This is a genomic window from Shewanella sp. SM73 (assembly GCF_025653795.1).
GTDB classification, from domain to species: domain Bacteria; phylum Pseudomonadota; class Gammaproteobacteria; order Enterobacterales; family Shewanellaceae; genus Shewanella; species Shewanella oncorhynchi.
The window spans coordinates 233,909-255,687 of record NZ_JAKKRY010000001.1; the positions used below are offsets into that span (position 1 = coordinate 233,909).

24 protein-coding genes and 1 riboswitch are annotated in these 21,779 nt (G+C 43.6%); of the genes, 18 read left to right on the forward strand and 6 right to left on the reverse strand.

What is annotated here, in order from left to right:
* Positions 1–293: 293 nt before the first annotated feature.
* The 3 genes from L5M51_RS01075 to L5M51_RS01085 all read right to left on the reverse strand — a co-directional run bounded on the left by L5M51_RS01075 (position 294) and on the right by L5M51_RS01085 (position 2,669).
* A complete protein-coding gene (locus tag L5M51_RS01075; RefSeq protein WP_028760312.1) occupies positions 294–668 on the reverse strand; it encodes a DUF2069 domain-containing protein in 375 nt (124 codons plus the stop codon).
* Positions 669–720: 52 nt separating this feature from the next.
* A complete protein-coding gene (arsC, locus tag L5M51_RS01080; RefSeq protein WP_168823940.1) occupies positions 721–1,071 on the reverse strand; it encodes an arsenate reductase (glutaredoxin) in 351 nt (116 codons plus the stop codon).
* A 128-nt stretch (positions 1,072–1,199) separates the two neighbouring features.
* Positions 1,200–2,669 (reverse strand): M48 family metalloprotease, encoded by a 1,470-nt coding sequence (locus L5M51_RS01085; RefSeq protein ID WP_263144618.1) that lies wholly within the window; start codon positions 2,667–2,669, stop codon positions 1,200–1,202.
* Between the two features lie 111 nt (positions 2,670–2,780).
* Between L5M51_RS01085 and L5M51_RS01090 the strand changes: the two genes are divergently transcribed.
* The 3 genes from L5M51_RS01090 to cctA all read left to right on the forward strand — a co-directional run bounded on the left by L5M51_RS01090 (position 2,781) and on the right by cctA (position 5,182).
* Entirely contained in the window at positions 2,781–3,014 is a 234-nt protein-coding gene (locus L5M51_RS01090) for a sulfurtransferase TusA family protein (RefSeq protein WP_028760309.1), read from the forward strand.
* A 224-nt stretch (positions 3,015–3,238) separates the two neighbouring features.
* The gene (locus L5M51_RS01095; protein WP_263144622.1) at positions 3,239–4,321 is read left to right on the forward strand and encodes an AI-2E family transporter; all 1,083 of its coding nucleotides are present in this window, start codon (positions 3,239–3,241) and stop codon (positions 4,319–4,321) included.
* A 510-nt stretch (positions 4,322–4,831) separates the two neighbouring features.
* Positions 4,832–5,182 carry a tetraheme c-type cytochrome CctA gene (cctA, locus tag L5M51_RS01100; RefSeq protein ID WP_105252823.1) on the forward strand — a complete coding sequence of 117 codons (351 nt, stop codon included), beginning with the start codon at positions 4,832–4,834 and terminating at the stop codon, positions 5,180–5,182.
* A 92-nt stretch (positions 5,183–5,274) separates the two neighbouring features.
* Here cctA and L5M51_RS01105 read toward each other — a convergent pair whose 3' ends face one another.
* Positions 5,275–6,021 carry a cytochrome b/b6 domain-containing protein gene (locus tag L5M51_RS01105; RefSeq protein WP_263144624.1) on the reverse strand — a complete coding sequence of 249 codons (747 nt, stop codon included), beginning with the start codon at positions 6,019–6,021 and terminating at the stop codon, positions 5,275–5,277.
* 297 nt (positions 6,022–6,318) lie between these two features.
* Between L5M51_RS01105 and L5M51_RS01110 the strand changes: the two genes are divergently transcribed.
* Positions 6,319–6,954, forward strand: a complete 636-nt coding sequence (locus L5M51_RS01110; RefSeq protein WP_028760305.1) for a LuxR C-terminal-related transcriptional regulator — start codon at positions 6,319–6,321, stop codon at positions 6,952–6,954.
* 117 nt (positions 6,955–7,071) lie between these two features.
* Here L5M51_RS01110 and L5M51_RS01115 read toward each other — a convergent pair whose 3' ends face one another.
* Positions 7,072–8,838, reverse strand: coding sequence for a M61 family metallopeptidase (locus L5M51_RS01115; RefSeq protein WP_263171175.1), 1,767 nt, complete (start codon positions 8,836–8,838; stop codon positions 7,072–7,074).
* 144 nt (positions 8,839–8,982) lie between these two features.
* Between L5M51_RS01115 and hinT the strand changes: the two genes are divergently transcribed.
* The 6 genes from hinT to tsgA all read left to right on the forward strand — a co-directional run bounded on the left by hinT (position 8,983) and on the right by tsgA (position 13,143).
* Positions 8,983–9,339, forward strand: coding sequence for a purine nucleoside phosphoramidase (gene hinT / locus L5M51_RS01120; protein WP_113938752.1), 357 nt, complete (start codon positions 8,983–8,985; stop codon positions 9,337–9,339).
* Positions 9,336–9,863 (forward strand): PaaI family thioesterase, encoded by a 528-nt coding sequence (locus L5M51_RS01125; RefSeq protein ID WP_028760303.1) that lies wholly within the window; start codon positions 9,336–9,338, stop codon positions 9,861–9,863. The genes hinT and L5M51_RS01125 overlap by 4 nt, the downstream gene beginning before the upstream one ends.
* Positions 9,850–10,347: a PaaI family thioesterase gene (locus L5M51_RS01130; protein ID WP_168823948.1), complete on the forward strand. Its 498-nt coding sequence runs from the start codon at positions 9,850–9,852 to the stop codon at positions 10,345–10,347. Before L5M51_RS01125 ends, L5M51_RS01130 begins: the two co-directional genes overlap by 14 nt.
* A gap of 169 nt (positions 10,348–10,516) precedes the next feature.
* The gene (locus tag L5M51_RS01135; protein ID WP_028760301.1) at positions 10,517–10,912 is read left to right on the forward strand and encodes a YcfL family protein; all 396 of its coding nucleotides are present in this window, start codon (positions 10,517–10,519) and stop codon (positions 10,910–10,912) included.
* A gap of 300 nt (positions 10,913–11,212) precedes the next feature.
* The gene (gene deoD, locus L5M51_RS01140) at positions 11,213–11,917 is read left to right on the forward strand and encodes a purine-nucleoside phosphorylase (RefSeq protein ID WP_012196924.1); all 705 of its coding nucleotides are present in this window, start codon (positions 11,213–11,215) and stop codon (positions 11,915–11,917) included.
* A gap of 50 nt (positions 11,918–11,967) precedes the next feature.
* Positions 11,968–13,143, forward strand: a complete 1,176-nt coding sequence (gene tsgA, locus L5M51_RS01145; RefSeq protein ID WP_263171178.1) for an MFS transporter TsgA — start codon at positions 11,968–11,970, stop codon at positions 13,141–13,143.
* Positions 13,144–13,210: 67 nt separating this feature from the next.
* Here the strand turns inward: tsgA and L5M51_RS01150 are convergent, their stop codons facing one another.
* Positions 13,211–13,891, reverse strand: coding sequence for a Crp/Fnr family transcriptional regulator (locus L5M51_RS01150; protein ID WP_012196926.1), 681 nt, complete (start codon positions 13,889–13,891; stop codon positions 13,211–13,213).
* A 197-nt stretch (positions 13,892–14,088) separates the two neighbouring features.
* A riboswitch (TPP riboswitch) is annotated at positions 14,089–14,227 on the forward strand.
* A 54-nt stretch (positions 14,228–14,281) separates the two neighbouring features.
* Here L5M51_RS01150 and L5M51_RS01155 point away from each other — a divergent pair.
* The 8 genes from L5M51_RS01155 (at position 14,282) to L5M51_RS01190 (ending at position 21,659) form a co-directional block, all read left to right on the forward strand.
* On the forward strand, positions 14,282–16,501 hold the full coding sequence (locus tag L5M51_RS01155) for a TonB-dependent receptor (RefSeq protein ID WP_263144632.1): 2,220 nt from the start codon (positions 14,282–14,284) through the stop codon (positions 16,499–16,501).
* 97 nt (positions 16,502–16,598) lie between these two features.
* Entirely contained in the window at positions 16,599–16,859 is a 261-nt protein-coding gene (locus L5M51_RS01160; RefSeq protein WP_263171179.1) for a hypothetical protein, read from the forward strand.
* A 46-nt stretch (positions 16,860–16,905) separates the two neighbouring features.
* Entirely contained in the window at positions 16,906–17,559 is a 654-nt protein-coding gene (gene pnuC, locus L5M51_RS01165; RefSeq protein ID WP_263144633.1) for a nicotinamide riboside transporter PnuC, read from the forward strand.
* Entirely contained in the window at positions 17,559–18,671 is a 1,113-nt protein-coding gene (locus tag L5M51_RS01170; RefSeq protein ID WP_263144638.1) for a phosphotransferase, read from the forward strand. The genes pnuC and L5M51_RS01170 overlap by 1 nt, the downstream gene beginning before the upstream one ends.
* A gap of 193 nt (positions 18,672–18,864) precedes the next feature.
* On the forward strand, positions 18,865–19,722 hold the full coding sequence (locus tag L5M51_RS01175; RefSeq protein ID WP_113938746.1) for a DUF6279 family lipoprotein: 858 nt from the start codon (positions 18,865–18,867) through the stop codon (positions 19,720–19,722).
* Between the two features lie 80 nt (positions 19,723–19,802).
* Positions 19,803–20,396 (forward strand): DoxX family protein, encoded by a 594-nt coding sequence (locus L5M51_RS01180; RefSeq protein WP_263144641.1) that lies wholly within the window; start codon positions 19,803–19,805, stop codon positions 20,394–20,396.
* Positions 20,397–20,582: 186 nt separating this feature from the next.
* Complete coding sequence (locus L5M51_RS01185) at positions 20,583–21,131, forward strand: NAD(P)H nitroreductase (protein WP_263144645.1); 549 nt, start codon at positions 20,583–20,585, stop codon at positions 21,129–21,131.
* 30 nt (positions 21,132–21,161) lie between these two features.
* A complete protein-coding gene (locus L5M51_RS01190) occupies positions 21,162–21,659 on the forward strand; it encodes a GNAT family N-acetyltransferase (RefSeq protein WP_212599804.1) in 498 nt (165 codons plus the stop codon).
* Positions 21,660–21,779 lie beyond the last annotated feature (120 nt).

The following is a 21,779-nucleotide window of genomic DNA, read 5'->3' on the forward strand; positions in this document are numbered from 1 at the left end:
CTCCCTTGTTAACTCTGCTGTGCTATTTAGACTTTTGTGGCGTCATGGGACGCTTATACTGTGAGAAACTGACTATAACACGGGCACTTAGTTGCAAAAAGTCAGTGTAAGTATAATAAGTGTTAATTTTGTCGTGATGGGAATTGACGTCGGAACGGAGGTTAGAACTAAGGTTAAAATGGGTATTCAGACTGAGATCATAAGGGATATTTGAGCCAAGGTTTGGCCTTCTAATATAAAAAATGCCGCCATACCTAGCAAGGTGAGACGGCACTGAAAATACATTGAACGGACTATTCTTTAGATTTTTTCTTCAGGCCTAATCCCAGTTCACGACCACGTATGCGGGCATAAAATGGGAAAGCGATTAGCAGTACGCCAATCAATAATACTTCGATTAAGGCAAAAGCGAAGGCATCATTGGTGACATAAAGCAGGGTGAGCCCATGTAACATATATAAGCACAGAATAAAACTTGCCCAAGCGTAAGTGTATGGATTACCTTGGAAAACTCCCTTTGCGGGTAGTAATAACGGCACTATCCATAAGAGGCTAAATAGCAGGGTGTATTCACCGCTAATCCCTTGGCCAACAAACCAACCGCCTAACAGCAGCACTAGCGCAAAGTAGCCTAAACGGCTAAGGATAAATAAGGTGTTGGACGTCATAAGTCTACCTAAGGGTTGAAAATAAAAGCCATTTTGGTTTAAAAATTATGGGTTAAAGAATAGTAAGTACATTCTCAGGAGGACGGCCGATGGCTGCGCTTTGATTGGCGAGCACAATTGGCCGTTCGATGAGTTTAGGTGTGTTGACCATAGCCTCAATCAACTGCAATTCTGTTAGTGATGAGTCTGCAAGTCCCAAGGCTTGATATTCTGCTTCCTTGGTGCGCATTAATTCGCGAGCACTGATGCCTAATTTAACCAGAATGTCGCCGATATCTTTAGCCGTAGGGGGATTTTTTAAGTATTCCACTAAGGTAATGTCGCAGCCTTGTTGCTCGAGTAAAGCTAAGGTTTCACGGCTTTTTGAACAACGTGGGTTATGGTAAATCGTCGCTTGGGTCATAGTACTAGAGGCTCAATACGGGCTGAAATAACAATGGCGCGGATAATAACAGAAAAAACCGCGCCCCGTCAGTGTGTTCGGGGCGCATAAATGGGTAATTGTCTTTAATCTATTTGTAAAACAACTTATTACTTAAGCGCATCCATCTCTTTATCAGCCATTTTAAACTGGCGAATACGTGCTTCAATACGTGCAAGCTGTAATGGATTATTTTCGGATGCACGGTAGGCAAAGTTAAGTTGATCGATTGCGCCCTTATAATTAGCACCTAAGGCCATCAGCTCTGCGGTGGAAAAATATTCCAATGCTTGATTGCCGGTTTTTTTATACACCATAGTCAACAATTGATAAGGCAGTTCATTTTGTTTATCGAGGAAAATCATATCTTCCAGCAAAGGGATTGCTTTGGGGGCTTGATCGGCTTCGATATATATATTGGCTAAGTTGGCATTGATCACTTGAGACGTTGGTTTCATTTTACGCTGGGCTTCGAGCATAGTAATCGCTTTTGCATAGTCCTTACGTTCGATCAGTAAATCAGATTTAGTGTCTATATAAAACAGGTTGTTATCATCGATTTTTAACAGCTCATCGACGATTTTTTCTGATTCATTAAACTTCTTCAATCTATATAAAGCCAGCGCTTTGCCATAAAGTGCTGCCTCTTTGAAGGTATAGGTCTGTTTGTTGAGCTGCCGATCAAACATGCTTAATACTGCTTCGTCGCTATAGCTGGAAAAACGGACTTGAATACGAGCTTTTGCTAGCTGAAAATTAAGATTATCAGGGATATAACGTTTAGGGTATTGCTCGGCACGGTTACGGGCTTCAGTGATCCGCGATTCAGGCAATGGGTGAGTTAATAACATTTGTGGTGGTGTGGTGGTAAAGCGATAACGACTGGCTAATTTACCAAAGAAATCCGCTGCAGCATTAGGATTAAAGCCTGCATCCACTAGAATTTGCATTCCGATGCGATCGGCTTCCTTTTCATGCAAACGGGTGTAGTTGATTTTCGATTGTGTCGCCATGGCTTGGGTTGTCGCAAGCGCCGCCATACCTGCTTGTGGTACTGCAATCGTTAACAAAATGGCGCCGAGTAAACCGGCAATTGTTGCAGGATTACTTTTTTGCTGTGCTTCAAGGGATCGGGCAAGGTGACGTTGAGTAACGTGAGTCACTTCGTGGCCTAATACTGAAGCCAGTTCGCTTTCATTGTCGGCATTGAGAAATAAGCCTGTGTGTACGGCAACATGGCCGCCAAAGAAGGCGAAGGCGTTGATTTCATCATTTTGTAATAGGAAAAAATAAAACGGCGTTTTTACGCCTGTGGCATGGGCGACCAGTTTATTGCCAAGCTCGGTAAGATATTGACTCAACACGGGGTCATTTAGCATAGGTGCCGATGAGCGAATGATACGCATATAAGCATCACCGTAAACCATTTCTTTTTCAAGGCTGAAGGTGTTAACTGCGGCCGTACCTAAATCCGGTAAGTCATTGTTGGCAAAGCTTTTGGCGGCGAAGGTTAGCAGCATCAAGGAGAGTGCGCCTGCAACAAAAGGTTTTAATCGAGTCAAAAAAGTCAAGTTACGCAAGCGGATCCTTTTATTTCTAATTATCTCAACTAAAGGCAGATACTGCACTTAGCTTGTAGTTTGAGGTGCAACTTAGGATAATGGCCCAAGTTCGTCTATAGCAAGTTCATTATGATTTTTATTGATTTAACGCTCTTTCGTTGTCCAGTACCCTTAGTGAAAGTGAAGCTTGCATTGAAGCCAATGCGAGAGGGTGAGCAGTTGCATATCTTACTCTCAGACTCTGGTTCGCGGCGAGATGTTCCCCAATATTTAAAAAAACAAGGGCATGTCGTGCAAGAGTTGCGTAATGATGCAAGTCTGTTAGCCTTGATGGTCACCAAAGTTGATCTATCTCAGGGATAAATTGAGGATTTTTATGTTTAAATCCTCTTAGACTAACATCAAGCGCCTAATTCTGAGCCAGAGTGCCGCTCAGGCTAGGTTATTTACTCTTGTCAGTATTTTTTTGATTTAGCTGACATGTAGAAGCGAAAGTCTAACTGAGTAAAGTCTCGAATAACATCATGATAAATAAACTTTCCTGAGCGTTTGGGAAGCCTTGCCAACCATCACTATTGGAATGATCCATGTTTACTGTTTTTTCTCGTTGGTATCAAGAGCGCTTTAGTGATCCACAAGCTGTGACCTTAATGGCTATTCTTGTCGGGCTTGCGCTAGTGATTTATTTTGCGGCAGGTCTACTTGCTCCGCTGTTGGTCGCTCTTGTGTTGGCATTTCTATTGGAATGGCCTGTGGCGCAAATGCTTAAATTGGGGATTAATCGCACCGCTGGTGCGTCCTTGGTTATTGTGTTGTTTTTGGGAATCGTGGTTTTACTGACATTTGGCTTAATTCCGAGTGTGTGGCGTCAAGGTGTTAGCTTAATTGCCGACTTGCCTAGCATGATAGATAAAGGCTTGCTGACAATACAAACACTGATCAATCAATATCCACGATTTATCAATCCAGAGCAGTTAGATCTGATGGTTGGTGAGCTTAAAAAACTGCTCGATACTCAACATGTGTTGGATATTGCTAAGCAATTAATCGGTTATTCAGCTTCTTTACTCGTCTTGATGGTGTACGCGATTTTAGTGCCCTTACTGGTGTTTTTCTTTTTAAAAGATAAAGATCAACTGATTAGCGGCAGTAAGCGATTTTTTCCCACAAATCGCCAGCTAGCGCGTAAAGTGTGGTTTGAAATGCACCAACAGATTTTTAATTACATTCGTGGCAAAGTGATCGAAATCGTGGTTGTTGGTGTCGCAACTTATATTTTGTTTGCCTTGATGGGACTGCGATATTCGGTGTTGCTCGGTGTGTTAACTGGGTTATCGGTATTGATCCCTTATGTCGGTGCAACCTTAGTTACATTACCTATCACCCTAGTGGCATTTTTTCAGTGGGGTTTTAGTTCTGAATTTGGCTATTTAATGTTGGGTTACGGTATTATTCAGGCGCTCGACGGTAATTTACTCGTGCCTATTTTATTCTCCGATGCGGTGGATTTGCATCCGGTGATCATCATAGCGGCCGTTTTAGTCTTTGGCGGTTTATGGGGTGTATGGGGAGTATTCTTTGCCATTCCATTGGCATCGTTGGTCAAAGCCGTGATTAACGCTTGGCCTAAAACAGAGCTTGAGGCTGACAATAAACTTGATGCGAGTTGATGCTTACCTGTCTAACCGCCATTTGTATTATTGGTTATAGTGGGCGAGTTAACCGTTATCGCTAGTTCCTTCTGGCATTTGAATTAAGTGCCAGAGGCGTTTGGGTTGAATGTTGTGCCTTCACAATTTAAAGCATCCTCGTCTAGTACTCTGTACCCATTCACTTATTGTCATTCCTTTTTATTATCACTTTGTCTTAAGTATCACCATGAATCGAGCTTTTAGTTTTAGATTAAGGGGGATTTATTCTGTCGCTTGCCAGTTTAGGGATTTACATTATGTAGCCTCTAGGTTAGGTAGATGTAAAACTCTTATATAAGCATGTGGTTACATGATGCAGCGCACATTTTACCCTTGAGTATGTTGATAAAGTTGTGTCGCTTAGTTTGGGTTTGCTTATTCGTTCATCCTTAGCTAAGTTATATCGAGTCGTGCTATTTATTTTGGTTGAGAGATGGAAGTCACCCTGACAAGAATTTCCACTGACAATCGCCATTGGAGGATACTATTGTGAGCAAAAAACTATTAAGTGCGCTTTTCGGGGCAAGTCTTGCAGCGTTAGCGCTGTCGCCAACCGCATTTGCTGCAGATCAAAAATTGTCTGATTTCCATGCTGAGTCAGGTGGATGCGAAAGCTGTCATAAAGATGGTACGCCTTCTGCGGATGGTGCCTTTGAATTTGCACAGTGCCAAAGTTGTCATGGTACCTATGCTGAAATGGACGCTGTGCATAAACCACATGACGGTAATTTAGTCTGTGCAGATTGTCATGCGGTACATGATATGAATGTCGGTCAAAAACCTACCTGTGAAAGCTGCCATGATGATGGTCGTACCCCAGCAACTGTTCTGAAAAAATAATCAAACATATTAGAAACGTTGGCGTGAGCCTTCAAATCTAAATAAATAACGCCAGCAAATGCTGGCGTTATTTTTATGACTAAAGTCACTCATTACTCATCTTTGGGTTGGCCTTGGATGATTTTTTTACCCGAAAACATGGCTGAAATAATCCCTGGTTGACGTTTTACTTCAGTATAAATCACCGCGAATACATGTAATAACATCAGCAGTAACAACAGATAAACCGCATAGACGTGCACTTGACCTGCCAATCCTTTCATTGGTTTAAGTGCATCCGCTTTTTCTGCGTTCACACCCGTTGCATCATAGGGTTTTAAGCTTGTTGGTTCGACATTGGTATCAGCAAGATAACTTTGTACAGCACTACCTAGCGGCGGATAATAAATATCTGTACCTGCACGGAAAAGTCCAGTGATCATTATGGTCACTAATAGCAACATGATGGCCAGCACGGCAAATTTACCTTTAGGGTTATGACCTAAATACTGCGGATTTTTCCCCGCGGCTAATTCAGTCTTATAAGCTATTAATTCGCTTTTGCTATTAGCATTGGGAAACATGTGGCTGAAACGCGCATATTTGTTACCGATAAAACCCCACACAAAGCGGACGATGAGGTTTATTGCAAACGCATATCCTATGCACACGTGTAAAGTTTTCAAGCCAATTTTACCTGTTAACTCAGATATGCCTAGCTCAGTGCGATACATCATGATGCCACCGACTAAGATGAGTGCGAGCACAAGAATGACATTAATCCAATGAAATAATCGCGTCGGTTTGTCCCACACAGGATAGGATTTTATTTCAAAAGCGGTGGGGTTACTGCTGGACATGGAATTTCCTTATTTTTTGTGTTGGTATGATCTTACGCTTTTATCCTAAAATTTCAGTAACTTTTTTCAGTTTCAATTAAGACTTCTGATTGATAGTGTAGTCAACGAAAGTGTTAGAAGTTTTTGATTTGCGTACGGTAAATATTTTTTACGTAAGTCTTTTTAATCTGTTTTATCTAATGCTAATATCGTGACCACGGTAGACTTGGAAGTCTATTGAACGGATGTTGAAGTCGTATTTGGAGGATCTTAGATCCTTAAAGTGAATAATCGTTAACCAGACAGGGAGTGAGCAGGATGTTCAAAATATTACATTGGATTGTAGTGTCACGATCGCAAGTATTGATGGAATTGCTCGCAGGACGTTGGCCGCAGGAGTTTCTCGTTAAGTTGACCCAAGTCAGCCCTGATGAGATGTGTGAGAAAATCAAAGATAATAATGCCTCCATGGTCGTGATCGATTTAGCGACTGTTGATCTTCAAAAAGCCCATCAATTTCAACGTTTACTTGCCCGTGAGCAACCGAGTGTGCGAGTTGTCTATTTACAGTTCCCTAAACAAGTGGATGCACGTTTTTTAATGCAAGCTGCCACAACTGCAGGGGTGTTTTATCTTGATGCAGGTTTAACTGAAATAAGCCTAGGACTCTCGAATATTTTACGAGGTCATAGGGTCATCCCAATTCAGCTCATTAATGGGGTAAATGATGATTTTGGATTGTTCGAAGACACTGAACCGTTAACTATCCGTGAGCGTGAAGTATTACAAGCATTGTTGACGGGAAGTACTAATTTAGATATCGCCAATCAGTTGTTTGTCAGTGAAAGCACGATAAAAACCCATTTGTACCGAGTATTCCGTAAAATTGGAGTGTCTAGCCGTGGTCAAGCGATTGCGTGGGCACAAACCTATTTGCACGATGTGGTGGTTTAAGTCGATATCAGTATTGATATACAAACGTATATACGTTTAAGTTAAGTCTTATCTCAGATAAAAGGGGCTAAAGCCCCTTTTATTATTTCTCAAAAGAGTTCTTAAGCCGAAAGTCTATTAACGTCCAAGCCAAGCCACTATTTTGCTTTTGTCACGAATGGATAGGGCGACAGTATCCTTAGGCGCGGCAGCAACAGTTAACTCACCCGTCATCAATTCATCCCGTCTAAACCAATGTAGATTCAAGGATTCACCCAGCGGATATTGCTGTAGCTGCGCCTCAAATTGTCCTGTGACTTGTAGGTTATCCGCGGCAATTAACACATCACCTGCACTTAACCCTGCAAGGTGTGCAGGGCTACCTTGGGTGACAGTCACGATTTTTAATCCTATAGGTGCTGCTTGGGTTTTCGCGCCGAATGCAATCTCATAACCTTTCGCTTGCCCGCCGCCCACATCTTGCGCACCTTGACTGGATCGAAGACTCAAGTTGACCCCAAATTCGGCGAGTAAAGCCGCTAACGGAATATCGTCAGTGCTATCTAAGTAGGCAAACAGATCTTGGCAATCACGACCAAGGAGTCGTTCCACGATGGCTTGATGGCAAGTATCTGTGGTGCCTTTATCTTGCAGAGCATATTCCTGCCATAAAATCTGCATAACATGGTCGAGATTGTATTTGCCCTGGGTTTCGCTGCGCAGGGTTAAATCTAAATACAGCGCAAACAGAGCCCCTTTAGTGTAATAACTGATGATGGCATTTTGTGCGTTTTCATCCTGCTTGTAGAACTTAGTCCAAGCATTAAAGCTTGAGTCCTTAACACTTTGTTTAAAGCGTCCCTGGCTGCGATAGACACGGGTGAAGGTCTCACTCAGCATATCTAAATAGCTTTGTTCATCCACCAGACCTGCACGATAGGTAAGAAAGTCATCGTAATAGGAGGTGATGCCTTCATAGGCCCATAATTGTGGCGTATAGGTTTCTGCATCAAGTTTATAGGGTAAAAAGCATTCAGGCTTAATGCGCTTAACGTTCCAGTTGTGGAAATACTCGTGGCTGCACAGGGATAAATAAGTGCGATAGTCGTTATTGACTGGCGCATCGAGCGACAGTGGTAAGTCTTTGCGTGAACACATTAATGCAGTAGAAGCTCTGTGCTCTAAACCGCCAAAGCCATTGTCTAATACTGAGGTCATAAACAAATAACGTTTAAACGGTGCAGGCGTACCAAAGAAGTTAATCTGATACTCACAAATGGCCTTTAAATCTTGGCAGAGCCTTGGCATACAAGCACGGTGGCGACCATTGAGTACGATATCATGCCGCACGCCACAGGCATCAAACCCCCCTAAGGTGAATAAGCCCATTTCCACCGGATGATCGATGAGCTCGTCATAGCTTTTAGCTGAAAATTGGCCGAAGGCAAAATCGTCACCACTGGTGCGGGTCATGCTGGTAGCAAGGCGCCAGTCACTTAATGTTGACTCTGTTGGTGGCTCTATAGAGACTGTATGTAAAGTGTCTTCAAAACCATGGGCGGATAAAAACACGCTACTGCCGTTAAAGAAGCCGTGGGTCGTGTCCAAATGCGCGGTGCGCACCGACAGATCCCAAGCATACACTTGATAAGTCAGAATAATTTCGCTGCTATTATTGTCAACCGACCAAGTTTGCTTATCTAGTTGGGTGAGCTTAAGCGTTTGGCCTTGTGCATCTTGTGCCTTGAGTTCAATGATGTTTTTGGCAAAGTCGCGCACCATATAACTGCCGGGCAGCCAAGCGGGTAGGCTAAAGACTTGCACTGGCTTGGGTTGTGATAATGTCATAGTGACAGCGAATAAATGGGCTTTCGGATCGACGGGGATTATCTGGTAATGGATCATATTTATCCTGCAAAACCTGAGTATTTTAATGGTGGCCATGCTGCCAAAAATGCCTGCAACTGGCAAATGAAAAGCAAAATATCTGCAGACACAAAGTATTGAATTGCTAGTATACTATGCCAACTAACCCAAGGAGGACGCCCCATGGCCGAAGAAACGATTTTCAGCAAAATTATTCGTCGCGAAATTCCCGCGGATATTCTGTATCAAGATGAACTTGTGACTGCCTTTAGAGACATTTCCCCTAAGGCGCCAACGCATATTTTGATTGTGCCGAATCACTTGATCCCAACGGCTAATGAGATGAAAGCCTCTGATGAGCCTGTGCTTGGCCGTATGATGACGGTTGCGGCTAAATTGGCGGCGGAAGCGGGTATCGCTAAAGATGGCTACCGACTGATCATGAACTGCAATCAACATGGTGGACAAGAAGTCTATCATATTCATTTCCACCTTGTGGGCGGGGAGCCTCTGGGGCCCATGTTGAGCCAAGGCAAATGAAGGTCAATTCGGATTTTTTCCCGCTGACCCAAATGGCGCAGCGGTTTGTGGATCAATTAGCTCAGTGTCGTCGCCTCGGTTTAACTGTACTGGAGGCGAGTGAGCACCATGTGTTGATTGAGTTGCCCTACAGCACTGAATTAATTGGTTATCCCGATACGGGCGTTATCCATGGTGGGGTGATCACTACTTTAATGGATACCGCGTGTGGCAGTGCAGTCGTGAGCGCTATTTTCCATAAATTCAAATTATTAGAAATATCACCTACGCTCGATTTACGGGTGGACTACATGAAGCCCGCTCAGCCCCATAAGCCTGTATTTGGTTTTGCAGAATGCTACAAGTTGTCTTCTAATATTGCCTTTACCCGTGCAATTGCTTACCAAGACAGTATTGACGATCCCATCGCCCATGCCGTCGGCTCTTTTATGCGGATAAGCCCTGAAATGGTTGGTGATGCCTTTAGGCAAGCGTTAATGGGTGAAGCCGTGCCTGCGATAGGAGAGAGTGATGAGCGCAAATAATTCGATACTAGATGCAGCCAGTACAACTCAAAACGCACAGGTTAAAGCGCCTATTGATGTGCAAGGCATAGTTAAACGCGCCACTGAACTTAATGATTTTGGCCATTTACTTGAGCACGTTCCCTATGCCAAATTTATTGGCATGAAGGTGGAGCGTTTTGGTGATGAACTGATTTTTAAATTGCCCGCTAAAGACGACAATATCGGTAATCCTGTGTTGCCCGCTATTCATGGCGGCGTGATTGCGGGCTTTATGGAAATGTCAGCGATAGTGCAGTTAATGGTATTTATGCAAACAGCAAAGGTGCCTAAAGTCGTTGATTTTTCAATCGACTATTTACGTGCAGGTCTGCACAAGGATAGTTTTGCAGAGTGTCGTATTACCCGTCAGGGTCGACGAGTCGCCAACGTGAATATTGATTGTTGGCAAACCAATCGTAAGCAGCTTATTGCTACGGCACGGGCACATTTTTTGATTGATTAATCTGATTAAGTTTAGATTGATGAAGCATGACTCATTCACTATTTTAGATTGAGAATGCTTTATTTAGCCTATGTTATTAAGCATGAGTTCAGCACTGTTCGATTAGTTTGTCGTTTAATGGGAAATGATGCGCTAGCTGCGTATTTTGTGGCGTGACTAGGAGAAATATATGAAACAAGTTTATACAGGGTTATTACTGGCCGCAGCGCTTACCTTAGGTGCTTGTGCCTCACATACCGCAGGGATTTCAGTGAGTTCACTGGGTGAAACCCGCGTCGATAATTCCAGCTTTGCTCGAGATATTGCGGTACAGAGTGTGGATGCACGCCGAGTCGGTGATTTAGTGCAGGGCTCAGCGTTGATTGTTAGCAAATCCTCTTCCGATATGCGTGTGCAATATAAATTCACTTGGTACGATGCCAGCGGCTTTACTATCGAAGATGAAGCGACCAGCTGGAAATCAGTGAAATTACACGGTAAACAGCAATTGCAAGTCGGCGCTGTTGCACCTAATGCCCAAGTGGTTAAATTTGATGTATACGTGCGTGAAACCTTTTCAAACTAAGCTTGAGTTTGCTTCTGTTTAGTTTATTCCGTGTTTAATTGATTTTTTGATATTAAACCCGTTCTAAAATGGCTTACTTCTTTTAAGGAGTAAGCCTTTTTATTCGTTTTACATCAACGTTCAATGACCTTAAGGTCACTCAAATGTTATTAGCTTTCGTCTTTTTGACCTTGAAAGTTGCGATAAATTACCCATTTTTAAGCAAAAAGGTTTACGGCAAGGTGAAATCCGGACTTTAGTCCTAAATACATTCAGTGATTGAGCACTACTATCAGCATATTACCACATGAGGATAGAAAGATGACTGCTCATATTAATGCTCAACCTACTGATTTTGCTGAAACTGTTATTATGCCGGGTGATCCACTACGTGCTAAATATATCGCTGAAACCTATCTCACCGATGCCGTAGAAGTCACGAATGTTCGCAATATGCTTGGTTACACGGGCTTTTACCAAGGACAGCGCATTTCCGTTATGGGTCATGGTATGGGGATTTCATCTATGGTGCTCTATGGCCATGAGCTGATTAATTATTTTGGCGTGAAACGCATTATTCGTATTGGCAGTTTAGGTGCAACACAAAAACATGTACAAATGCGAGATGTCATTTTAGCCCAAGCCGCAGGCACGGATTCACCTACTAACGCTAAGCGTAGTAGCGGCTACCAAATGGCAACTTCTGCGACCTTTTCTTTATTGCATAAAGCCTATACAACAGCGAATGAGAAAGGCATTAGTGTAAAAGTTGGCAATATCTTTAGTGGTGACCTTTATTATGATCCTGACGAAGATATGATCCCCGCACTTGAGCGTTTCGGGGTATTAGGTATTGATATGGAAGTGGCGGGGCTTTATGGATTGTCACACCAACAAGGTATCGAATCATTAGCCATTTTAACGGTATCTGATCATTGTTTAACCGGTGAAGAAACAACGGCCGAAGAACGCCAACTCTCTTTTAATAATATGATCGAGCTCGCGTTAGAAACCGCCCTCAATTAGGTTTAAAGCCATCCTTTGAACCCTTAGCATTTCACTTATGGAATGACATAATGAATAATAAAATTACTTTAACAGCCATCAGTTTTCTCGCCAATTTTATTATGGCGGGCTTTGCGACCCAATTTGGGATGTTGATTGAACCCATAGCTGAGAAATTTGCCGCTAATGTTAACGAAGTTGCATCAATCTTTTCATTGCTCAATGGTGGTGCACTCGCGGGGACGATTGCAGCATTTTTCTTTATTGAAAAAATGGGTATCAAAAGGATGACCTTGATAAGTTACAGTCTGGTTGCTCTTTCTGCTCTGGCTTTACATCTAACCAGTTCCCTACAAGTTGTGATGGTAGCAATGACCTTAATTGGTTTTTGTGGCGGTATCGGTCTATGTATTGCTGGTACGATTGTGGTGTCTGTGTGGCAAGAGAAATTACAAAGCACAATGTTAGTGGTGCAAGATGCAACGTTTAATATTGCAGGCGTTATTTTTCCATTAATAACGACTTATGCATTAACAAGTTCATTATCATGGAGTTATAGCTATTTAGCCGTAGGTTTAGTGGCGTTCGGTACAGTCATTATTACCTTGTTCACTCATTTCTCTATTTGCGAGCAATCTTCTACAACACAAGAGAAACAACAGTCTGAATGGAATCTCGGTATTATTAGTGGAGGTATTGGTTTATTTTTAGGAATGCTGGCTTTATATACTTTTTTAACTTGGGCACCTTTATTTGTAAAACAAAAATTTGATATTCCGTTTGAAGATGCCGGTAATATTATTACCCAGTATTGGTCCGCTGCGCTAATTGGTGCATTAATTTCGACTGTGATTGTGACGCGTGTAAAAATTCACCATTTCTTAGTTGGTATTATTGCTTTAGCTATGGTGATCACCGCAGCCATTGTCAGTACCAATAATCTTAATTGGATAGCTTATTTAACCTATGGTTACGGTTTTGTGTGTGCTGCTCTTTATAATGCATTTATTGCTTATGGCGTGTCTTTTGTAAAAAAAGCCAGTAGCAAAAATGTGTCATATATTTTTATTAGTGGAAGTGCAGGGGCGATGTTTAGCCCAGCCATCAGTTCTTTCTTTGAACGTATTACCGGATTACAAACAGTGATGTACGTGATTCCTCTGCTTTACGCAGCGATATTTATGCTATTGATCGTTTCAAGTCGGATGAAACCGGTTATGGAACAACACTCGCCATCGGTAAGTTAATTTACCTGTGCATCCATCCCACACTCGGTTGTTAAATTAAGTCGAGTGTGGGTTATGTTGAAAGCGGTTATATACCTGCTTCAACAAATTTCTTGAGTGCGTTGAGATCACAAATCCGAATGCCATCTTTTTTCCGCTCAATTAAGCCTCGTTCCTCAAGATTTTGTAGTGCCCGACGGTAGACTCGGTCGGTAGTGCCAAATCGTTCAGCCTCTAAATAACGTTTACTAAAGCCATCTACGGGCAAGTCATTTAAGTATTCATGGTAAATATCAAATGCCACGTTATAACTGATGGGATAGAGCAGTCGCCGAGTAAAAATATCCACTGTGTCTTGGTAGTCAATCGCAATTGCACTAGCGAAAAATAGCGCGAGTTGAGGGTGTTGACCGAGGCAATGTTGCAGTTTTTCAGCGCTAATCAACATGATTTCTAAGGGTTCACTGGCAATAATGTCTAGTTGACAGTGGTACTGGGTGAAGAACTCCATTTCGCCAAACAGTTGTGAATCACAATCAATAGTACCTAATTGAAAACACCGACCATTTCTCGCGGTATGGCCGAGCGATACTCGACCTTGCTTCACCAATACAAGTGATGCCATCGCTTCCCCCTGCGTCATGAGGTGAGCGCCTTTTTTGAGCATTTTTATTTCGCTGATACAGCTAAGTACAACCGCTTCAATAAGTGGATAGTCTTGCTCCCATCGCTGGCTATAACGTCCTTTCGATAAAGGTTTTAGCTGCATCGACTATGATCCTCTTACTGTGTTCGAAATTGCGACCTTCTATAGCATTATCATGATAGGCGGTCAAATGGACGAAAGGATTTAGGCTGATACTAAAGACATTTTCATCATACGAAGTGAAGGGCAGTGGTTTTCGCGACATTTAATTGAATCGCAGAGATAAGAGTGCCCACTTTTTATTTCCGTCATGTATACTAGGCGCCGCCAAGGGGTGTTTGTTGTGCATTAATGTTACTCTGATTTTAACGTTGACGGCTGCAAACTGAGATGTCATCTGACGAACCCTTAGAACCTGATCCGGCTAATACCGGCGTAGGAATGGGCCAATCAACAGCACACTTCTGAATCGCTTATTCGTTGCCGGATCTCAAACATTATATTTGAGGTCCTATGTCAAACCGTAAAACGTCAAACCATCAATCTCCATTTTCAACCGTATCGCCAAGCTTATTTTTAGCCCGAGCGCCGCTGGCGTTAGCCATCGCCGCAGCGCTGAGCACCCCTGTTTTTGCACAAACCGACGCTATTGACAGACCCGATCCCAGCACTGAGATGGAAGTCATAGTGGTGACGGCGGATTTTCGCAGTTCAAGCTTAGAAAAAATGCCCTCCAGCATTACCGTTATCGACAGTCAAAAAATTCAAGATGAAAGTGCGCAACACTTTGAAGATCTGCTTAATTCTATCGCCAATTTTAACTGGTCAGGTGGAAGCTCGCGGCCGAAATATTTTCAAATTCGCGGTGTAGGAGAGCAGGAACAATACCAAGGCGCACCTAATTCTTCCGTGGGTTACATCATAGATGATATCGATTTATCCGGTATTGGTATGGTGTCGAGCATGTACGATTTACAGCAGGTCGAAGTGCTTCGTGGACCGCAGGGGACGCGTTACGGCGCGAATGCCTTAGCGGGATTGATTTATCTGAAGAGTAACGATCCAACTGATGTGTTTGAGCATGGCGGCGAAGTGTCGTTAGGCGATGATGATTTGCGCACTTTTAGCGGTTTCAGTTCTGGCCCATTAACGGATTCTGGCAAGCTGCTTTATCGTGTGTCAATGCAGCAACATCAGCAAAATGGTTACCACGATAATCTGTATTTAGACCGTGATGATACCAATGGTCGCGATGAATTCAGCGGCCGCGCTAAGCTGCGCTGGTATGCGACTGATGATTTGCAGTTTGATTTAACTGTGCTGCATGCCGATTTCGATAATGGCTATGATGTGTGGAGTTTAACCAATTCACCAACCCAGACAACATCGGATCAACCGGGTGTTGATAGCCAACGCACCACAGGCGCGGGTTTTAAAGCGACCTATTCTGGCGCAGAAAACTTCGAATTAACTTCGTTAACCTCTTTTGCCAATACCGATCACCATTACAGTTACGATGGCGATTGGGCTAACTCAGAATATTGGGCCTCTAAGCAATGCAATGATGACAATGGCAATCTGGCGCCGTGTCAATACGATTATTTTTGGGATAAAACGGGTCAGCGTAAAACCGCGTCGCAAGAGTTTCGCCTAAGTTCTACCGAGCAGGGCCGTATTTTTGCAGAGAGTACTGATTGGTTGCTTGGTGTGTATGCCATGAATCTGAAAGAAGATAACCAATTGTATTCTGAATACAATGCTTCGCCGGATGAAGTCTTAGACTCAGAGTATGAGGCGACAAACTATGCACTGTTTGGTCAGCTCGATACGGATTTGGGCTCAAATTATGCTTTATCTGTGGGGCTACGTTTAGAGCGCCGCAACAGCCATTACTCTGATACGAATAACGATAATTTCGACCCGAGCGAAACCATGTGGGGCGGTCATATTGCTGTGAGTAAAGTGCTGAACGACTCGCACAATGCTTATGTCCGAGTCGCACGCGGTTACAAGGCGGGCGGTTTCAACATGACTTTACCCGTCGAATTGAACGATAAAAAAGAGTTTAGTACTGAGACGCTCTATAACTATGAAATCGGCCTTAAATCCCATTGGTTAGCGGGACTTATCGATACTAATTTGGCGCTGTTCTATATGGACAGGCAAGATCAACAGGTGGCTGCATCACAGCAAGATCCCGATAAACCACAGCGTTTTATCTTGTTCACTGAAAATGCAGGCAGTTCGAATAACTATGGCGCTGAGTTAGATGCAACCTGGTATGCCACGGATAATCTGCAAGTTTACTCAAGCTTAGGTTGGTTAGAAACGGCCTACGGTGACTACCAGTATCAGGACAAATATGGCACTGAGGTGGATTTAACTGGCCGCGATCTAGCCCATTCTCCACATCTTACCTACAGCCTTGGTGGGACTTATCGTGCCAATTCGGGTTGGTTTGCTAACCTGAATCTTAGCGGTAAGAGTGAATTCTATTATTCAGACAGCAATGAATCCCGCTCTGAACCCTACACTATCGTCAATGCCCGTATAGGTTATGAGGCGAGCGCCTGGTCGGCATATTTATGGGGACGCAATCTGTTTAATGAAGAATACGGTGTGCGTGGCTTCTATTTTGGCAATGAGCCAGATAACGGTTGGGCGGAAAAACAATATATTCGTTACGGCGATCCGCGTCAGATTGGCGTAACCTTTAACGTTAAGTTTATGTAATAGCTCATTTTAAAGTGAGCATAATCATTTAAGTGTTAACTGAACTGTAGCCCAGTATTTGGGCTACAACCTTACTTCAGAATATCAAGGAATTAAAATGAAACTGACCGCAGAAATTAGCATGTATCCCTTTAATGAAAATTACCTCGATCCTATCAAGTGGTTTATTGGCCGCGTGGATAGCTATCCCAATATCGAGCGCGTGACTAATGCGATGGCAACTCAAGTGTGCGGCGATTATTTAGATGTGATGACTATGCTGGCGACCGAGATGCAAGCGGCCCATGAGAAGTGGGGCAAGGTGGTATTTGTGTGTAAGTTTATCGGTGGTGAGCTGAATTTAGCTCACAGCGAATAATGATTGACCGCCATGTAAGCGACAAATAGGCAATGAGAACAACACTATGACAGATTTATGGTTAACCTTGGTCGATAGCGTTAATACGGCCTTTGGTGAAGTCCATGTGATGACCGTATGGGAAGCACTCGCGGTATTGCTGGCGATGGCATATTTACTGCTGGCGATGAAGGCCAGTGTGTGGTGCTGGGCGGCGGCCTTTGCCAGTACCGCCATTTACACTGTGTTGTTTTGGAAGGTGTCGCTACTGATGGAGTCTGTGCTTAACGTCTATTACATGGCGATGGCGCTCTATGGATATTGGCTCTGGACCCAAGGTGGTGATAAGCATCAAGGCGTAAAAGTGACCACTTGGCCATTGAAAACCCATTTAAAGTTGATCGCAGCGACGGGCGTGATTTCGCTTTTGGTTGGTCACGGTATGGCGACGTATACCCAAGCCGCATTCCCGTATCTAGATGCGGCGACAACCTGTTTCGCCGTGATGACGACTTATTTAGTGGCAAAAAAGGTACTTGAGAATTGGCTTTATTGGGTGGTTATTGACATAGTGTCGATTTACCTTTACCTCAGCAAAGGCTTGATGCTGACATCCTTGTTATTCGTGCTTTATGTGGGGCTGGCGGTCGTGGGATATTTCCTGTGGCGAACCGCGTTAGTCGACGCCCGTGAAGCTAATACCTTGAAGTTACTCAGTTAATGCTCGATATAAACGCCTCGATGCAACGCTCAGCAGGCGAGCCATTCAAAGCACTTTACCCCATACTCAAAAGTGCTGGGCTAGTTAACGTGTTAAGTATTCATGAGCTTGCGGGCGGCTTAAGTAATCACAACTATAAAATCACTACGCCCGCAGGCAGTTATGTGCTGCGGGTGAATGCGGATGCGGCGGACAGTTTTTGCAACCGCCAGCAGGAGCGTTTTTACTGGCAGCAATTGGCTCAAGCTAAACTTGCTCCTGAACTGTTGTGGGTGAGCGAAGATGAGCGTTATTACCTCAGTGATTTTATTGAAAGTGATTATATTGAAAGTGACGATATTGAAAACGAGGTCTTAATCCACTGGCCAGCGTTAGAGCGCCAAACGAGTGCTGCTGATTTTGTGCTGGGGCAATCGACGTTTAACTATTCACAGTTTCCGGCAGCAGAACAAGCAACGCATCCTAACCAAGCCCATTGTTTGCTATTGGCGTTATTGCTGCAATTACGCGATCTGCCTACAGGGCCTTATGCTATTAGTATCACTGAGCAGTGGCAGGAATATCACCAGCAAATGCTTGCCTATCAGACTTCTGCAACATTTAGTGAGCCAGTATTAAGGCGTGCTGTGCCATTGAAGCAGGGTAGTGATATTGGTGATAGCAATACTCGTGATTGGAATGAGCGGGTGGCTAAGCTGCTTGCAATTCAAATTGAAATCAAACATTGGTGTGATGAGTTAGCAGCTTGCATAATCAAGCCGCAGTTTTGCCATCGTGATCTTAATCCCCATAATTTGTTACTCAAAAATAACCGCTTGTGTTGTATCGATTTTGAGTATGCGACGGCGTCGCATCCACTGTGTGAGTTAGCTGTAGTGTTAGCGACCCATGGGTTAACGGCCTATCAGCAAAGTCTGTTGGTGAAACAGTATCTGAGTGGACATCCTTATGTTACTGCACAAGCCGTAACGGCAGTACCTGCCGCTATTGACATGTATTGGGTATTTGCTTGCTACTGGGCATTATTGATGGCAGCGCAAACAGAACCCAGTTGTAGCGCCGACTACCTTGCTTGGTTTGATTGCTTCTGGCCGCTGATCACCCCCAAATAGCCATTATTGCGTGTGCTTAGTTTCCATCTGATGATAATGGCTCATTCCCTTATGGCATTGACCGCGCGATTGGTGGGACATGCGGGTAGAACATACTGAAAACCTTTATTAGACAAACTTGTTTGATATAAAAAGCAACTTTATATAGTCTCAAGCGTCTTATTAGCAACAATTCTAGGATGGATTATTCAGTATGAAAAAAGGCGTGATGCTACTTGTGTGTCTCTTAGGCTTAAGCGCCTGCTCCACTAAATTCAGTTACCATTTCCTTGACTGGGCCATCGGCTGGGAGCAAGAGGATTATGTTACCTTAGATAAATCTCAGCAAAAGGCATTCGATGCCCTCATTGAAAAATTTGTCATTTGGCACCAATCCAAAGAGTTAGCTCATTATGTGGTGCAATTGACCGAAGTCGAAGGCCTCATAAAAACCAATACGTTAACGCCAGTGCTATGGGCAGATCATGTGAATATTGCTAAGCGGCATTGGTTTCGATTGTTTGAGTTCGCCTTGCCCGAGCTTCTACCTATCATAATGTCTTTGTCCGATGAACAGGTGAAGCAGATCCTCACAAAATTACGGGAGGAAGAGCAGGAGCTTGTTAAAGAATTTGCGGGTAAAACCCCTGAACAGTTACAAAAAGATGCCGATGAAAACCTTCAAACCCAATTTGATGATTGGCTTGGAAGTGTAACTGCGGAGCAAAAAGTGCTTATTCACCAATATAATCAACAGCGTTTATCCACCTTAGATATGTGGCTTGAGTACAGACACGAATGGTTACGCCAGTTTGAGGTTGCACTGGGTCAGCGCGCTGATAAAGCATTATTAACCGAGCGTTTGACCTTGCTGATGACGCAGCCCGATGAGCTTAAGTCAGAGCAACATAAAGTGTTTTTACGTAAAAATACTGAGGCATTTGGGACTTTGCTGTTGGCGATGAATGCGAGCTTATCGGAGCAGCAGTCTAAGCATTTTTATAAAAAGTTAGGTGGACTCATTCAAGATCTCAAGGAGCTGAATCAGGAAGCGATTGAAAAAGAAGCCTAGGCCATGAAAGATTTATTGCCTTGCTAGGGTCTATTCCTGCAAGCCAATAAATCAGCCTACTAACTACTAATAGAGACCTTATGCTACTCGTATCCCTTTATCAGAAACTGCTCAATATGAGCCGCTATTTCGAAGGCTTAGCGCCATTAGCCCTTAGGATTTACCTTGCACCTGTGTTAATGCAAGCAGGCTATAACAAGCTCGCTCACTTTGAAGATACGGTTGCTTGGTTTGCCAATCCCGATTGGGGTTTAGGTCTGCCAATGCCAGCGTTAATGGCAGGACTGGCGGCGGGAACTGAGTTCTTTGGCGCTATCTTGTTACTGCTTGGGCTCGCGACGCGACTGATTTCAATCCCTTTAATGGTCACTATGTTGGTCGCCGCATTGACTGTGCATTGGCCAAATGGTTGGTTAGCGATTGCCGATGGTAGTTCTTGGCTTACGAATGACAGAGTGCTTGAGGCAGGGGATAAACTGATAAAAGCCAAAGAGTTATTGCAGGAGCACGGTAACTATGACTGGCTGACCAGTTCAGGTAATTTTGCTGTGCTTAATAATGGTATTGAGTTTGCGATCACCTATTTTATTATGTTGCTGGCGCTTTTTACCTTAGGCGGTGGTCGTTACACTAGCCTAGATTATTTCATCGCTAAGCGCTGTGGGATTAAGTAAGTCTTTCTCAAGCGGGCTCAATTGTTAACTGCATCGGATTTTCAAGCGCATTTAATTTTTAAGCACACTCGATTGTTAAGTGCACTCAACAAGTTAAATCCCACTCAAGCGGTGGGATTTTTTTATGCCTCTTTGTCAGCAATTTGCTATGCTTGAGCGCAATTTATATCGAACTAGGATAAGAACTTGGACGCTATTGAACTTTTACTCACTCGCCAATCAACCCCACGATTAACTGCTCCTGCTCCAGATGCGAGTCAATTAAAAATCATCTTAGATGCTGCCATTCGTGTGCCAGATCATGGCGCCTTAGCGCCATGGGAATTTATTATTGCCGTAGGAAAAGGGTTAGATACCTTGGCTGATATCTTTGTTGAGGCAGCGAAAGCGAGCGGCGCCGATGAGGATTTTGTCAATAAAGCTAAGGGTATGCCAATGCGTGCGCCTATGGTGATTACTGTCGTGGCGAAAACGCAGCAACATCCTAAAGTCCCCGTGCTTGAACAGCTCATTGCAGCGGGCTGCGCGACGATGGCAATGCAGCAGACTGCCTTTGCCTTAGGTTTAGGGGCAGTGTGGCGTACAGGGGATTTTGCCTTTGATGCGAATGTGAATGTTGCTTTAGGTCTTGAGCCACACGATCAAATTGTCGGCTTTTTGTATGTGGGGACGCCAGCCGTTACCGCTCCTAAGAAACCGCAAAAGGACGGCAGTCAGTACGTCCGTTATTTATAAATCCGCCTCTATTTTTAGTGGAGAAATTCTATGCAAGTTGCGCGTACTCCTAGACTCATCCTGCGGCAGTTAACCCCAGCCGACGCTTCTTTTATGTTAGTCTTGCTCAATAGCCAAGGCTTTGTAGAGAATATCGGGGATAGAGGAGTACGCACACTTGTGCAGGCTAAGGATTATATCGTCAATGGACCGATGAAAAGTTATGCCGAGTGCGGTTTTGGTTTTTATGCTGTAGTGCTCGCCGAGAATGGATTCACCATTGGCATCTGCGGTTTAATCAAACGGCCGACACTGGACAATGTCGATATAGGTTATGCTTTTTTGCCGCAATATTGGGGCAAGGGCTATGCATTCGAAGCGGCTAAAGCCGCTTTTGACTTAGGTAAAAGTTTAGGTATTGAGCGTATTGTCGCGATTGTGAGCGCCCATAATAGTGCTTCAAAAGCTTTGCTGAACAAACTTGGATTACACTTTGAGCGTTGTTTGCAGCTTAGTGATCATGATGCGCCTGTTGAACTGTTTGGTTAACGTTAATGTGTTGTTTATATAGGTTTTTATTTTGTTGTAATTCCGTCTTCTTTATTCTAGAATTTCGCAAAATTTATCGTTGAGATATGGCAATCATATCTCTTATCGACGCCCCTCGAA